The organism is Lyngbya sp. CCY1209, assembly GCF_055795065.1.
Genome location: NZ_JAYFER010000164.1, coordinates 1 through 13,754, shown reverse-complemented (window position 1 = coordinate 13,754; position 13,754 = coordinate 1). Strand labels below are relative to the sequence as shown.

General features: G+C 54.0%; 16 protein-coding genes. 10 read left to right on the top strand and 6 right to left on the bottom strand.

All coding sequences use genetic code 11. From position 1 onward, the window contains the following. Positions 1-42 precede the first annotated feature (42 nt). The 4 genes from AC0QHF_RS02375 to AC0QHF_RS02360 form a co-directional block, all read right to left on the bottom strand. Complete coding sequence (locus tag AC0QHF_RS02375) at positions 43-2,031, bottom strand: O-linked N-acetylglucosamine transferase, SPINDLY family protein (RefSeq protein ID WP_324702578.1); 1,989 nt, start codon at positions 2,029-2,031, stop codon at positions 43-45. A gap of 168 nt (positions 2,032-2,199) precedes the next feature. Continuing rightward, positions 2,200-3,096, bottom strand: coding sequence for a HEAT repeat domain-containing protein (locus AC0QHF_RS02370; RefSeq protein WP_324702577.1), 897 nt, complete (start codon positions 3,094-3,096; stop codon positions 2,200-2,202). A 117-nt stretch (positions 3,097-3,213) separates the two neighbouring features. Next, the gene (locus AC0QHF_RS02365; protein ID WP_324702576.1) at positions 3,214-4,005 is read right to left on the bottom strand and encodes a calcium-binding protein; all 792 of its coding nucleotides are present in this window, start codon (positions 4,003-4,005) and stop codon (positions 3,214-3,216) included. 76 nt (positions 4,006-4,081) lie between these two features. Beyond that, positions 4,082-5,077 carry a glycosyltransferase gene (locus AC0QHF_RS02360; RefSeq protein ID WP_324702575.1) on the bottom strand — a complete coding sequence of 332 codons (996 nt, stop codon included), beginning with the start codon at positions 5,075-5,077 and terminating at the stop codon, positions 4,082-4,084. A gap of 106 nt (positions 5,078-5,183) precedes the next feature. Between AC0QHF_RS02360 and AC0QHF_RS02355 the strand changes: the two genes are divergently transcribed. Beyond that, positions 5,184-5,327 carry a hypothetical protein gene (locus tag AC0QHF_RS02355; protein ID WP_324702574.1) on the top strand — a complete coding sequence of 48 codons (144 nt, stop codon included), beginning with the start codon at positions 5,184-5,186 and terminating at the stop codon, positions 5,325-5,327. A 63-nt stretch (positions 5,328-5,390) separates the two neighbouring features. On the opposite strand, the gene AC0QHF_RS02350 is transcribed toward AC0QHF_RS02355, so the two are convergent. Next, on the bottom strand, positions 5,391-6,443 hold the full coding sequence (locus tag AC0QHF_RS02350) for a glycoside hydrolase family 10-like protein (RefSeq protein ID WP_375341395.1): 1,053 nt from the start codon (positions 6,441-6,443) through the stop codon (positions 5,391-5,393). A gap of 863 nt (positions 6,444-7,306) precedes the next feature. On the opposite strand from AC0QHF_RS02350, the gene AC0QHF_RS02345 reads away from it, so the two are divergent. Further along, positions 7,307-8,362, top strand: coding sequence for a pentapeptide repeat-containing protein (locus AC0QHF_RS02345; protein ID WP_324702572.1), 1,056 nt, complete (start codon positions 7,307-7,309; stop codon positions 8,360-8,362). A 138-nt stretch (positions 8,363-8,500) separates the two neighbouring features. Beyond that, on the top strand, positions 8,501-8,926 hold the full coding sequence (gene speD, locus AC0QHF_RS02340; RefSeq protein WP_324702571.1) for an adenosylmethionine decarboxylase: 426 nt from the start codon (positions 8,501-8,503) through the stop codon (positions 8,924-8,926). A gap of 117 nt (positions 8,927-9,043) precedes the next feature. Here speD and AC0QHF_RS02335 read toward each other — a convergent pair whose 3' ends face one another. Continuing rightward, positions 9,044-9,670, bottom strand: coding sequence for a hypothetical protein (locus AC0QHF_RS02335; RefSeq protein WP_324702570.1), 627 nt, complete (start codon positions 9,668-9,670; stop codon positions 9,044-9,046). Positions 9,671-9,850: 180 nt separating this feature from the next. On the opposite strand from AC0QHF_RS02335, the gene queF reads away from it, so the two are divergent. The 7 genes from queF (at position 9,851) to AC0QHF_RS02300 (ending at position 13,575) form a co-directional block, all read left to right on the top strand. Next, complete coding sequence (gene queF / locus AC0QHF_RS02330) at positions 9,851-10,273, top strand: preQ(1) synthase (RefSeq protein ID WP_324702569.1); 423 nt, start codon at positions 9,851-9,853, stop codon at positions 10,271-10,273. A gap of 121 nt (positions 10,274-10,394) precedes the next feature. Beyond that, positions 10,395-10,592 carry a 50S ribosomal protein L35 gene (gene rpmI, locus AC0QHF_RS02325; protein ID WP_324702580.1) on the top strand — a complete coding sequence of 66 codons (198 nt, stop codon included), beginning with the start codon at positions 10,395-10,397 and terminating at the stop codon, positions 10,590-10,592. 42 nt (positions 10,593-10,634) lie between these two features. Further along, complete coding sequence (rplT, locus tag AC0QHF_RS02320; RefSeq protein ID WP_324702568.1) at positions 10,635-10,991, top strand: 50S ribosomal protein L20; 357 nt, start codon at positions 10,635-10,637, stop codon at positions 10,989-10,991. Positions 10,992-11,103: 112 nt separating this feature from the next. Then, a complete protein-coding gene (locus AC0QHF_RS02315; RefSeq protein ID WP_324702567.1) occupies positions 11,104-11,655 on the top strand; it encodes a tetratricopeptide repeat protein in 552 nt (183 codons plus the stop codon). 248 nt (positions 11,656-11,903) lie between these two features. Further along, positions 11,904-12,200, top strand: a complete 297-nt coding sequence (locus tag AC0QHF_RS02310) for a Rieske 2Fe-2S domain-containing protein (RefSeq protein WP_324702566.1) — start codon at positions 11,904-11,906, stop codon at positions 12,198-12,200. Then, positions 12,193-12,717 carry an SRPBCC family protein gene (locus tag AC0QHF_RS02305; protein ID WP_324702579.1) on the top strand — a complete coding sequence of 175 codons (525 nt, stop codon included), beginning with the start codon at positions 12,193-12,195 and terminating at the stop codon, positions 12,715-12,717. Before AC0QHF_RS02310 ends, AC0QHF_RS02305 begins: the two co-directional genes overlap by 8 nt. A 249-nt stretch (positions 12,718-12,966) precedes the next feature. After that, complete coding sequence (locus AC0QHF_RS02300) at positions 12,967-13,575, top strand: SDR family NAD(P)-dependent oxidoreductase (protein ID WP_324702565.1); 609 nt, start codon at positions 12,967-12,969, stop codon at positions 13,573-13,575. Positions 13,576-13,754: the final 179 nt, after the last annotated feature.

Genomic DNA, 13,754 nt, shown 5'->3' with positions numbered 1-13,754 from the left:
GGCTGGGGGGGATGGGGGCTGGGGGGGATGGGGCGGGGGAGATCATCTGTTTTTAAGTGGTTCGAGGATCTCCGTATAAACCCGTTCCAATCCTCGAATACAGTCGCGATCGTCGTAAAGGCAAGATCGATTTTTTTCGATCTCCCGAGCGATCGCCTCCCTTTTTTCCGAGTGTAACCCCAACTCCACCGCAATTTCCACATATTCCGCCTCAGTTTTGGCGATCGCTTCCGTAATTCCCAACCGCCGCAAAATCCCCGCCGACTGGCGAGCACGCATCACATTTCCCTCGTGGGTGACGATCGGCAAACCGCAGGCGATCGCGTCCAATGTCGTCGCAAATCCGGTAAATTGGAACGTATCCAAACCGACATCAACCAACCGGTGAAGTTGCAGATATTCCGAATATTCGAGGCGGGGTAAAAAAATGCAGCAATCCTCGCCCCGAAGCCCCAAATGCCGAAATGCTGCATACAGGCGATCGCGAAACTGTTCGGTAATTTCCGAGTTCCAGTGGGACATGAAAACGAACTGCGATCGTGGCACCATGCGGGCAATTTCACCATAAATTATATCATATTGTGGTAAATATTTGAACAAAGATTGACAGGATAAATAGATCGTCCCATCTTCCCACAAATTCCAATCCGATCGCCGCCTTTCAAGCTCCGGGAGTTGGGGCGGTTGAATGGAGATTCCCAAATGCGGCAACCGGATCAATTTTTCGCCGTAATAATTTTGGGCCTCGGGGGGTTCGAGAAGTTCGGCGGAGATAAAATAATCGACCGTCGGAAATCCCGCCGTCACCGGATGTCCCCAGGTTGCACACTGAACCGGGGCGAGTCGCAGCCCCGCCAGTTGCAGGGTTTGGGGACACATTCCCAGTTCTAAAAATACCAGAATATCCAGGCGATCGCGGTGGATGGTTTGGGCGACTTTTTCCAGGTCATTGGGGATGTGATAAAAGCGGTCGGCGTACCATTCATACAACTCCGTCATGCGATCGCATTCCCGCCCGGTATAATAGCAGTAAACCTCGAAGCGATCGCGATCCAACTCCTTCACCCAACCCAAAAATAAATTGCCGACGGTGTGCCACTGCAAGAACGAACAGACGTAGCCGACCCTGATTTTACCCCGTTTTTCAATAACTGGAGGTTGTCCCCAGCCGGGATAGTGGGCGACCATCACCCGATGCACGAATTCCCCATATTTTCGCTGCAACTCTTTCTCGGATAGTTCGTTTTTAAAGAGGGTCTCATCTCCCTGATATTGCAAATAAAAGTTTGTCCCATCCCCGACCCCTCGCAGGGTTTCCGTTTCGTCAATTGGCGTTTTCGCAATTAAAGCCGTCAAATCTCGTTCAAACCGTCGGCGATAGGCGATAATTTCTTCGGGATTCTTGTAGAGAAGTGGCAGCAGTCGCAGTTTGGCAAACTTCAATGGAATGTTACCTGGAAATTGCTTCAGGGCGGTTTCGGCGATCACGATCGCCTCTTCGATTTTGCCCGTTTCTTGCAATGCCGCCATCAGGGGAATGTAAGGTTCCGTCGCCGTCGGAAGGGTTTCGATCAGAGCTCGATAAATGGCGATCGCCTCTCGGTATCGATTCAGTTTTTGATAGCAGTCGGCGAGGGCGAGGGAAACCTCCAAATTCTCGAACTGATTTTGCAGGAATTCTCGATAGTGACGGAGGGCGGTTTCATATTCCCCCCGATGGTGGGCGGCGGAGGCAAAATAAAACGATCCCCGGCGAGCATTTCCCGCGGCGACCCAAGCCAGTCCTAAAGCTTCCAACAGTTCCGGAGCGACCGTTTTTTCCAGGGCTTCTTCGTAGGTTGCGATCGCCCGTTCGGGTTGATTTTGCAGCAAAAATAGACCGCCCAAACCCAAATAACCCCAACAAAGATCGGGACAGATGGCGATCGCTTGCCGATACTCCGACTCCGCCGCCGCCAACTGTCCCGACTCCATCAGCCGACATCCAGACTGATAGTGAAGATTTGCCCTTTTAAAACCCGTATCAATCATACAAAGGTATCGGGAAAATCGACAATTGAAAATGATCGATTATCAACTATAGCAGTGTGAAATGATTCGTGAAATTTCGATCGTCTCAAAGCCCCCAGAATTGGGGGTTTGGGGGCCTGATATTTTTCAGAATGATTAAAGAATTGCTATATCAATTGATCCCCCACTTTATCTGAACCCATTCGGACGGATGGGAGCACTGCCGCCGGGGGACGGACTCGGGCCAGAATTGGGGCGGATGGGCCCACATCCCCCCGGAGACGGGCGGTTTCCTTGGGCGATGCGGGGTGAAGAGAGGGTTTCGAGGGATTTAGCCACGTCCCGCCGCACCTGGCGATCGCTGTTTTCCAGGGCTCGGGTCATGGGGGCGATCAGGGCCGCTTCGATTTTTCCGAGGGCGAAGGCGGCTTTGGTGCGGACCTGCATATCCCTGTCTTCGAGGGCTTTCCGGAGGGCGGGAACCGCCGGTTCCCCGACGCGACGCAGGGCGATGGCGGCGCCGATGCGAACCTCCTCGTCGGCATCTTTGAGGGCGGCGATCAGTTGCGGAACCGCCACCGCCGCCGCCTGATCCAGGGTTCCCAGGCCGAAGGCTGCCCCCTGGCGGACGGCGGGATTTTCATCGTCCAGGGCTCCCGCCAGATCCGCGATCGCAGCCTCCAGAACCGCCGGGGAAGCCGGTCCGACCTGTTTCAGGGCCACCGCCACATCCATCCGCACCGCCGGATCGGCATCTTTGAGGCTCGACAGCAGGGCCGGCAGGGCTTCCCCCGCCTCCGATCCCATCGAACCCAAGCCGTAGGCCGCGGCGCGCCGGATGGCGGGGTCAGCATCTCCGAGGGCTTCCACCAACACGGGAACCGCCGCAGAACCCATCTGTTTCAGGGCTTTGACCGCCGCGAGTCGGTTTTGACGCTTGTCGCTGCCGAGTTCTTCAATTTGGGCGATCGCTTTTGCCGTCGCCGTCGCCTGGGTTGCCGTCGTCCCCACCCAGCACAGAGCGACAGAAAGGCACAGTAAAGCCAATTTGGGCGAAGCAAAATTGGGTTTGGCGTTGTTGTCCATATCAAACACCTGCTGTAAGGGTGGAAGTGAATTTGAGTGAATCGACCGATGTCGAACCGTTTAAAACCTACACCCAAATCAAGTGAGTCTATCTTATCATTCCTTCCCACACTGCGATTAGGGTAGAAAGTCGAAGTCGATGAGTAATCGCCGGGGTAGGTTCCCATCGTTGATAATCACCCCCAGAAAATCGCCATTATTTAATTCAAGAATGATATCGTTCAATCCGTCGCCGTTGACATCATTTTGACCGGGGGACAAGTCCGGGCGATCGCGTTCCAAACTCAATGTGTCGATCTCGTCAAGATTGGACAAGCCGAGGACATCAATTTTATCCCCCAGCAAGAGATTGTTATTGGCGGTAAATCCGCGAATTTCATCCACGTCTGCCAGCCGGGAACTGGCTTCATCCGCGTCGAGAATGTAGATGTCATCGTCGAAACCGCCGATTAGCGTATCCCGACCCGAACCGCCATCTAAAACATCATTTCCGCGATCGCCATAGAGAATGTCGTCGCCCTCATTTCCGACGACCGTATCATTATCTTGTCCGCCATAGATAGAGTCTTGATCCCTTCCCCCTTCCAGGAAATCATTCCCGAGATTTCCAAAAATGTTATCTCTTCCTAATCCGCCGAAAATGCGATCGCCATCTTGCCCCCCAAATAATCGATCGCCACTATTCCCCCCAGAAATAGTATCGAACCCTTGGTTGCCATTGATGAGTACCGGTTCGTTGATCGTTTCCGGAGATTGTAGACTGTCATTTCCGGCTAAAAGCAACACGCCATCCGGGTGGGGCAACACTTGTCCGGGAGTGAGAAAAATAATATCATCTTGTGGCGAACCGAGCAGGGCATTGATCCCCAAAATCCCCAAGTTTATACTCGGAGTTAAAAACGTTGCCATAATTCAACATCCTCAACACAATATTTTGCAAATGGTTCCAGTTTAACACAGATAATGAATGAATTTATCGGTTTTTTCAAGGGTCGCAAAGTTCGCCATTGCCAAGTATCTGACGGATTGCTGCCAAATTTATCAAATCGGTTTCCTTCAAGTTGGATAAACCGAGCCATTTTTCCGCCAGCGATCGCCTCACCCGACGCAGCCGCCTCGACGCCTCCAATTTGGACGGTTCACCTCCCCGCAACTCGTGGTTTAAAATCGTCGTATAAATAAGCAGCGATCTGATCCGATGTGCCGGTGATAAAAATTGATACTCATCCGCAAAACAAACCTTTTCAAAAAAAGCGAGATCTGTATCTGTCCCCTCCCGCATATTTTGACAGGTTTTCTGGCGATCGTGCAGCCGAAAATAAGATAGGGTTTCGTCGATAAAACCTACCTTGGCGACGGCGAAAATCCGCCACCACAAATCCAGATCGACCAACTGATTTAAGTGAGGATCGAATCCTCCCACGCGATCGCATACTTCCTGACGCAGCAGAACCGTCGTAGGTTCCCCAATTTTATTGATCGGATGCTCAAATAACTGCGAATCTGCCAGCAATTCTCGCCCCCACTGCAGCGGCTTCAAATTCGACCATCCCCGCTGCAAATCCCGGAAATTCTCGTAAACCATCCTCAAATTTGGGTCATTTTCCGCCCCGTCATCAAACACCATCTCTCGCCGGGAAAAAACCAGACCAATTTGCGGATCTTGTTCGGCGACATCCACCATTTTTTCGATGCAGTCAGATGTCAATAAATCATCTTGAAATACAAACTTTATATACTTTCCATTAGCCTGGGAAATGCCGGCATTGCAATTGTCGGCAATCCCTTGATTTTCCTGAACAATTAACCGAATATTGACAGGGGCGTTTTCTCGAAATAAACAGGCGATCGCGATCGTCCCATCCGTCGAACCATCGTCAGCAATAATTAGCTCAATTGCCGGATACGTTTGCAGCAACACACTCGAAATCGCTTCCGCCAAAAACCGCTCCCCGTTGTAAGTCGGAATACAAACACTCACCAGTGGCAATGGCTCAGACGGCGGATGACCACTGGAAGTGACAGGATCGGAATCGTCAGGTAAAATGGATTTGTACATCTGAGTTATTAGATCAGATTTTGCAATTATGGTTTGGCATACTTCTTGCGGCGATCGGGTCTTGGATAAAATCGAAGCAGAATTTTATTTAAAAATCTTGCAAGACTCTTTTCAAGTCACATTAGAAGCGATCGCTGCTTTGCGAGAAATTCTAGAATGGGAATTATCATAAAAGGTAATATCAAACTAAAAATGGGGGCGATCCATTGCCCCCAACCCCAGAGCGATCGCCACTTTACAGCCGAGCCGGACTCGCATAGGGCCCCCGTTTCAACGCATTCGCCAGCGCATCATTATTCTGCCTGAGTCCTTCGTAAAAGAAACAAACCTCCCCCCTAACGCCCCGATATCGGTTGTAATCGATCGCCTTCAACAGATCGTCCGGACTGATGTGGTAAGACCCCACCCGAACCAAAAGACCCGGAGAAAGTTTGGGCAACTGCCAATCCCTAAACTGGACATCCACCAACTTATCCACCAAACCTTTGTAACTCCAAAAATTGCGGCGGTACAACTGCGGGTGAATCATGTCCACCAAATCGCGATCGATCCAGGCGATATAGTCCTGGAGATATTCATTCAACCCCCAACTGTAGACGCTCGGCGCCATCGAAATCAGCAAGTTAGGTTTGATCGCCTTCACCTCCCGCCGCAAACGGGCCAGAAACTCCGTCAAAATATTCGCCCGCCACTGCAACCACTGCGAATCCTTGTGGTACAGAGGCGGCTGGCGGCCGAACTCGTCAATGTAACGTTGAACCGTTTTTTGATCGTATCCCCCCTCCGAGGGCAGTGCCGGCATCCGGTCGTCCCCCTGAATCCCGTCGATATCGTACTTGCGGACGACCTCCAAAATCAAACTCAAAATAAAATTCTGAACCTCCGGGTCCAGGGCATTCATCCACTCGAACCCATTTTTGACCACCATATTGCCCCGGGCATCGATCGCCGCCCAGTGAGGTTTCCGGGTAAGGATGCGTCCCCCATTCTGCTGGTAAGAACTCGCGAACCCGTACTCGAACCACGGAATCACCTTCAGTCCGACCCGGTGAGCCTCTTCGATCACCTCCGCCAGGGGGTCGCGTCCTCTGGCATAGAAATCAATCTCCACCCCGAAATTTTGGCTCATCACTTGAGAGCGGTACATGGTGACTCCCTTGTTCCACACCACCGGGAACACCACGTTAAAACCCGTATCGGCCAAAAACTCCATCGCCTGGGCGATCGCGGGTCGAGAGTAGAGAACCCTGCTATCCGTACTGGTGAGCCAGACGCCACGAACTTCCATGCTACCTCCTGTTTCCGTTAACTCGATCTCCATGTTGAGAATTTTCGGGTGGCGAACCCCCCCATCCGCACAGTTGACCCTTGTCGCCCGACTCAATTCGAGCGGCGCACCTTGCCCAGTTTATCTCCCAGACATTATCCTTAACTCAGGGGCAATTTTAACAATGTATCGAAGTCAACCAATCAATTGACAGATTCCCCGGCTCCTGCTCCCTCCTGGGATGAGTCCCCGAGCAGTGAACGCACGTCCGAGGCATCAGGTTCGAGCAATGGGGAAAGGAACATACTTTTTATGGGAGTTGCAAATCGCGATCGGTCCGATTGGGTGGGGCGGGGAAGTAGAATTCTCCCCCGACATCTGCCATGCTCCGAGATACTCACCTCAGCCGCCGAATTTGACCGTCCCCCATCTCTTCAATCCCTCGTGACGGGCGACCGACAGACCCCCCGTCCTCCCGGTCAGCCCGAGAGCCGATCGCTTCACGCCGAAAATCATCGCTTCCCCACCCCGAGCCGCCCCCACCGAACCCCACCATCGATCCGGTGTCGGGCATCCCTGGAATATTACAGACTCGTTGCCGGCGATACGAGCTGAATGGGATTGTCCCGACCTCACCGGGCTTCGGAGACGGTCGATATCTCTGGCAACGTCCGATACAGTCGCCGACAGGCGGTTGTTTTAGAGTATTTTCGACGGCCGATCCGAGTTGGCGCGAAATCCCATTTCCGATCCGATCGCCCGGAGATCGGCGACTTGACATTTTGTGAACCGAACGGTTCGCACGCTCGCCCTACGAACCGGTTTGGGTTGAGTCGATCGAAGATTTTCCGTTTCAACAGATTCAAGTCAATTTCTGATTTTGTATGAAGGCTAGTGAAACAGTTAGCGCCCACAAACTTTTAACTCGATACGCCCGGGGAGAACGAAACTTTGGCGGCATCTCCCTGACCGCGGCAGCATTGAAAAAAGCCACCCTGAACCGCATCGACCTGGCGGGCGCCGACCTGACGGACGCCTGTCTGGTTCGAGCCCGCCTGGTCGCCGCCAATTTGAATCGCGCCGATCTCAACGGCGCCGACCTGTCGATGGCCGTTTTGATCGACGCCACCCTCAGCGGCGCGAGCCTCGCCGGAACCTGCTTGCAACAGGCCGACTTGAGCGGGGCCATTTTGACCGGCGCCATTTTGTCCCGCGCCAACTTGACCGGCGCCAACTTGACCGGCGCCAGTTTGATCGGAACCTGCCTGCTCAACGGTTCCCAACTCGCGGAGGCCGTCCTCGTCGGGGCGACCCTGAGTCGGGCCATTCTCAATGCCGCCGACCTCCGAAAGGCCAATTTGACCCGGGCGATTTTGAGCGAAGTCGATCTCAGCGGCGCCAATTTGAACTCGGCCCGCCTCATCCGCGCCCACATCTGCCGGGGAAACCTGAGCGGAGCGGACCTGACGGCCGCCGACCTGAGCGAGTCCCACCTGCACCGCGCCAACTTCTGCCTCGCCAACCTGACCGGCGCCAATTTGGAAGGGGCCGATTTACGAGCGGCTAATTTGAACGGCGCCAAACTCGGCGGCGCCAATTTGCGGGGGACGAACCTGCAACAGGCGAATCTCAACGGGCTGACATTGCACGAAGCCGACCTCCAACTCGCTGACCTCAGCAAAGCCGACCTGCGGGGAGCCAATCTGACCGGAGCCAATCTGACCGGGGCTAACCTCCTGGAGGCCGACCTGCGAGGGGCTAACCTCAGCCACGCCAACCTCAGCGGGGCGGGACTGCTGCTCACCTCCCTCCGGGGCGCCAATTTGAGCGGAGCCAACCTGAGTCAGGCCAATTTGATCGGGGCGAGTTTGAGTGTCGCTAATTTGGACGATACCATTCTGGAGGGGACGATCCTCCCCAACGGGGCGACCCACCACTGAACGGAGTTCGGGCGATCGCCGTATCTCCCCCCGGCCGGGGATTTCCGAACACTTTCCCGGGGGTGCGATCGCATCGAAATCCATGTGATAGACTAATAAAGTTTGAGACCTAATCGGGTGGAGGTGAAACCGCGCAGAATGAAACAATTGGGAACCCATCTGGTCATTGACGCCTGGCAGTGTCCGGCAGATCTTTTAAATGACCCCGAACGTATTCGCCGCGCCATTCTCGATGCAGTTGCGGCCGGAGAAGCAACGCTCATAGATTTTTGCGTGCATCAGTTCAGTCCCCACGGCGTGACCGCGACGGCGACCTTGGCCGAATCCCACATCGCCATCCATACTTGGCCCGAATACGGCTACTTTGCGGCCGACCTATTTTTCTGTGGCCGGGGCAATCCTCACAAAGCCGCTCGGTATTTGGAAGTTGCCCTCCAAGCCCAGCAAGTCAACTGGCGCGAATTTAAGCGCGGTTTCGAGCCAGAACTGGGCGGCCCCGACGCCTCCGCTAGTACCGCCGCCCCGGTGGCTCCCCTGGTCGAAACCGGTATCGTTCGCCGATAAAAATCGGCCCGGGACAAATGGTTTCCAGCCCTCAGCTTTGCGACGGGAAAACAGATCATTCCACGATGGCAAATCGTGGAATTTCTGTCTGGGGGAAAAGTCCGCGTCCGGCACCACCTAACGCTGTTGCAGCAGGGGGCGCACCACCCAGTAACCTGCACCGAAGGCGGCGACCACGATCAGGGCGATCGAGACCACCAACCACACCCCGCTCAATTCGGACCGCTCCGGCCCGGAAGCCGGCCGCAGGCGTCCTTCCGGTTCCTCCGAAAACTGGAGGTCGGGTTGGCCTCCACCCTGCGGTTGTCCCGGCGGCGGGGGAAACACCAAATCGCGATCGCCACTCTGGGATTCCGCACCCGCCGAAAAGCCCGGCACTCCTTGGGGAGGCACCGCCGGAGCGTCCGCCTCCCCCGAATTGACGGCGAAACTGGGATGAGCTGCCGGAGCAACCGACGGGGGCATTTGGGAAAGTCCCACCTGGCTCGTCCCTCGAGCCACTTCGATCGCCTGCTGAAGTTGACTCGCCGCCCGAATCACGTGCTCGAGTTCGTGCCGCAAACTTTGATTCTGCTCGAGGAGCTGTTGATTCTGGGTTTGGAGAGAATCCACCAGCGTCTGGGACGCCTGTAACTCCGCCGTCACCTCCCGATAGAGGGAAATCGGCACGGACGGAGAATAAGGACTCGAACCGCCCGGGGGAGTCCCATTGGAGACGGTAGGATTTTGTATAGGATTTGACATGGCACTCAATAATTAATCGTCATGTTGAGCTATGATGAAGCCAAATTCAATTGTCAACCGGGATGGATAATACTTGCCATTAGAGCAATCCGAAGCCATTTCGTCAAGGAATTGCCGGCACTCAGCCCGACTGAATACCAACCGAATTGAGGAGATTTGTCGTCCACCGCCATCGAAACCATGAACGATCCCCAAGCCGCATCCCATCTTTCCGCATCGAATCCCTCCCCAGAAATGAAATACGGTGAACGGGAGATTCTCGAAGGGGAGCTGGTGACATTTCCCAATCCCCGGGTCGGGCGTCGCTATGAAGTCCAGATCGTCCTGCCGGAATTTACCTGCAAATGTCCCTTTTCCGGTTATCCCGATTTTGCCACAATATATCTGACCTACGTGCCGGACGAGCGGGTGGTGGAGTTGAAGTCCATCAAACTCTACATCAACAGTTACCGCGATCGCTACATCTCCCACGAAGAGTCCGTCAACCAGATCCTCGACGACTTCATCGCCGCCTGCGACCCCCTCGAAGTCTACATCAAAGGCGACTTCAACCCCCGGGGTAACGTTCATACCGTCGTCGAAATTCGCCATACCAAACCGTAACGACTCCCGCCCGACTCTCCTCCCCCACTACAAACCGAATCCCAGAAACCCCCGACAAGGTTTCCGGAGAATCGGTTCGCCCGTGATATAATAAGAGCTTGTGTCGAATTCCAGCCATTTCATGCCCAAACTTAAAACTCGCAAGTCAGCAGCCAGACGCTTCAAAGTGACTGGAAGTGGCAAGCTCGCCCGTCGCAAAGCCTTTAAGAGCCACCTCCTGCAACACAAAAGCTCCACCCGCAAGCGCCGTTTGTCCAAAATGCAACTGGTCAACGAGCGAGATGCCGAAAACGTGCGTCTGATGATGCCATATTTGTAACGTTATAGTTCGATTGAATCAACTTTAAGGACAAAAGCAACCATGACACGAGTTAAACGCGGTAACGTCGCCCGGAAACGTCGCAAAAAAGTTCTCAAACTCGCCAAAGGATTTCGCGGCTCCCAATCCAAAAACTTCCGCATCGCCAATCAGCGCGTCATGCAAGCCCTTCGCAACGCCTACCGCGATAGACGGCGACGCAAGCGCGATTTTCGCCGGCTTTGGATCACCCGCATCAACGCCGCAGCCCGGATGCACGGCATCAGCTACAGCCAGCTCATGGGGAATCTGAAAAAAGCTGAAATTCAAATTAACCGCAAAATGCTGGCCCAATTAGCCGTCCTCGACCCGGAGACCTTCGGGAAAGTGGTCGCCCAAGCCACTCAAGCTCAATCCTAACGGATGGGGAAGCAACCTGTTAAACTGGGTAGAGCCCGACACTGAATGATGGGTGGAAGTGATTCTGCCCGTCTTCAGAATGCTCTTGTACTCATCACGATTGAAACAGGGTATGGATAGTAATCTAGCAGTTTTCTATCTAGTATTATTACTGGTTTTTTTGTCTGGTGCCGGATTCTTTATCCTGCGCCAGATTTTTAGAACGCGCCGGGTCGAAAATAACCTGTCCCAGTTACAAAATAAGTTGGCTAATGAAAGGGGAACGGCTCAGGAGTATTACCAACTCGGCTGCATCTACAACGACAAGAAGTTATTTTCTCAGGCGGTTTCCGTGTTGCAGAAGGCCCTGAAAGCGGTGGACGAACAAGAACCGCCTCAGAATGTCGCCATGATCTGCAATGCCTTGGGTTACGCCCACTTCGCCAAGGAAGAATACGATATCGCCATTCGTCAGTATAAGGAAGCCTTGAAGCTCGACCCGGATTATGTCACCGCTTCCAATAATCTCGGCTACGCCTACGAGCGCAAAAAGCTCACATCCCAAGCCCTGGAAGCTTACGAAAAGTCCCTCAGCCTCGATCCCGACAATGCGATCGCCTCCCGGAGGGCCGAGTCCCTCCGCAAACGCTTGGGGATTCCCACCTCCGAACCCGCCCCCCGCTAATCTCCGATGCACCCCACAGAGATCATCTCCCCCGCAAAATCGCGGGGGAGATTTTTTGATGGGGAAAGCATGGGACTTGGAAAACCCCGCGCCTTCACACCGGGAATGAAAAGCGACCCGCCCGACTCGAGTCGCCGTCACCTCAGTTTTTTGTATTTGAACTGAATCAGATTTTCCGGACACACCCAACTCCCAAGCCCCAACCCGATCAACTAGCATATACCAGAATCCGATTCGGAGGTTGAAAAATGACGGTCTCAATTCGTGAGCTGAAAACCTTAACTGAAAATTTTAATAGCGATCCCAAATGTTCGTACTCCTTGCCAGCTCGGGCCTATATCAAGCCGGATTTTCTGCAAATTGAGCGGGAGGCGATCTTTTACAACAGTTGGCAGTATGTCTGCCATGTTGAACGGCTCCGTCATCCCGGAGACTATATCGCCATCGACATTCAGGGGCGACCGGTCGTAGCTGTCCGCGATCGCGCGGGCCTGTTGCGGGCCTTTTACAACGAAGGATCTCATTACATTGCTGGATATGCGTAATTACCAGGTCACAACATACGATATTTATTCCAGCCAAATTGGACCCGCCAGCCCGACCAGTAACTCGGCCTACAACGTTGAAGGGGCAAGCGTCCAAGAACATTTCCTCTGGTGGCTGTGGCCCAATACCGGCTGGCTACGTTACCCAGGCGATCCGAATTGGATGGTCTGGCACTTCATTCCGATTGATGCTGAAACGACCATCGAAACCTTCGATTTCTTCTTCCAAGAATCGACCCCAACGGCTCAACAAATGGAAGCCATCGAATATATTGACAAAGTGTTACAACAGGAAGATATCGACATTATTGAAAGCGTGCAGCGGGGCATGAAGACACCCGCCTACGAAAAAGGAGGGCGTTTCGTCGTCTGTAGCGGAAACGACAAAGGTGAAACCGAACAAGGAGTGCATCACTTTCATGGCCTCTATTTGAAAGCCATCAATCGATACCTTCAGGCTGAGTCCCCCGATCGCGTCGAGCCGGCTCCCCCGAGTCAGCCACAATGGAGTATATGAGCGTCCCCGCGATCCGAGAAAACGTATACAAGCGGATTGCACCGGGAAAAAAGATGGTCAGATCGGATGATTTGAAAGCCATTAATCGATACCTTCAGGCCCGGTCCGCCGATCGCATCGAGCCGGATGCCTCTAGTGGCCCACAACCGAGTACATGAGTGTCCCCATGATCGAAGAAAACGTACACAAGCTGAGCTCAAGCCCAGAGGCAAATTCCTGGCCACGGACTATGGTATCTCCGATCGGCCATTGACCCAAGAGCAACAGGCCGTACTCGAGAGCAAGGGCTATCACCTGCTCATGCGCTCAGAGTATTACGATCTCTTCGAGCACAATACATTCATCCGGATTCAAGTTTCCGACGACACGGAAGGCTACGCTCGTCACACCCGGGCCGAACTCGACCGTCTGCTGGCGCAGGAGGATCAAATCACTGCACAGTATTCCGTCGCCGCGATCGCAAAGACGGTTGAAACATTTAAGAAAAAACTCCAAGACATCGAAGACGGCATCAAAACCTACTGGTTGATCCGGGCCGAAAAATATTCGATTCAATCCCAAAGGTTAAAAGGTCGCGTGGCCATTTGCACGGGTGCGTCTTCTGGCATTGACCGAGCGAGTGCGATCGCCTTGGCCGCTCACGGTGCCACCGTCGTCATGGCCGCCAGGAATGCCGACAAGCTCAACACAGTGAAAGCACTCATTGAGGAGCAAGGGGGCGCTTGCTTCGTCGCACCGACGGATGTCACGCAGCGCGAACAAGTCCTGGACTTGGTTCGCATTGCCACGGAGCGTTACGGCCGTGTTGACGTGCTGATCAATGCCGCCGGCGTGATGTTCTACACCTTCATGCCTTGAAATCCAGGTTTTAGAGGTTTCGAGGCTCCCACGAGCGTGTTAAGACACGATCGCTCATTGCTATAGGTCCCTACTGTCGGGTCGGGCCGAATATTTGCTGCAGGGAGTTCCCCGAGACTACGTTCGGCCGGAGCCACCGACGGAACCGGAGCCGAGCCAAGGGCGGGCCTACTTTTTGG

Coding starts and splice junctions, on each gene's coding strand:
- queF (WP_324702569.1), top strand. CDS start 9,851: ATGAACGATCCCCAAGCCGCATCCCATCTTTCCGCATCGAATCCCTCC.
- AC0QHF_RS02350 (WP_375341395.1), bottom strand. CDS start 6,443: ATGGAAGTTCGTGGCGTCTGGCTCACCAGTACGGATAGCAGGGTTCTC.
- AC0QHF_RS02305 (WP_324702579.1), top strand. CDS start 12,193: ATGCGTAATTACCAGGTCACAACATACGATATTTATTCCAGCCAAATT.
- AC0QHF_RS02365 (WP_324702576.1), bottom strand. CDS start 4,005: ATGGCAACGTTTTTAACTCCGAGTATAAACTTGGGGATTTTGGGGATC.
- AC0QHF_RS02335 (WP_324702570.1), bottom strand. CDS start 9,670: ATGTCAAATCCTATACAAAATCCTACCGTCTCCAATGGGACTCCCCCG.
- speD (WP_324702571.1), top strand. CDS start 8,501: ATGAAACAATTGGGAACCCATCTGGTCATTGACGCCTGGCAGTGTCCG.
- AC0QHF_RS02370 (WP_324702577.1), bottom strand. CDS start 3,096: ATGGACAACAACGCCAAACCCAATTTTGCTTCGCCCAAATTGGCTTTA.
- rpmI (WP_324702580.1), top strand. CDS start 10,395: ATGCCCAAACTTAAAACTCGCAAGTCAGCAGCCAGACGCTTCAAAGTG.
- AC0QHF_RS02375 (WP_324702578.1), bottom strand. CDS start 2,031: ATGATTGATACGGGTTTTAAAAGGGCAAATCTTCACTATCAGTCTGGA.
- AC0QHF_RS02345 (WP_324702572.1), top strand. CDS start 7,307: ATGAAGGCTAGTGAAACAGTTAGCGCCCACAAACTTTTAACTCGATAC.
- AC0QHF_RS02310 (WP_324702566.1), top strand. CDS start 11,904: ATGACGGTCTCAATTCGTGAGCTGAAAACCTTAACTGAAAATTTTAAT.
- AC0QHF_RS02315 (WP_324702567.1), top strand. CDS start 11,104: ATGGATAGTAATCTAGCAGTTTTCTATCTAGTATTATTACTGGTTTTT.
- rplT (WP_324702568.1), top strand. CDS start 10,635: ATGACACGAGTTAAACGCGGTAACGTCGCCCGGAAACGTCGCAAAAAA.
- AC0QHF_RS02355 (WP_324702574.1), top strand. CDS start 5,184: ATGGTTTGGCATACTTCTTGCGGCGATCGGGTCTTGGATAAAATCGAA.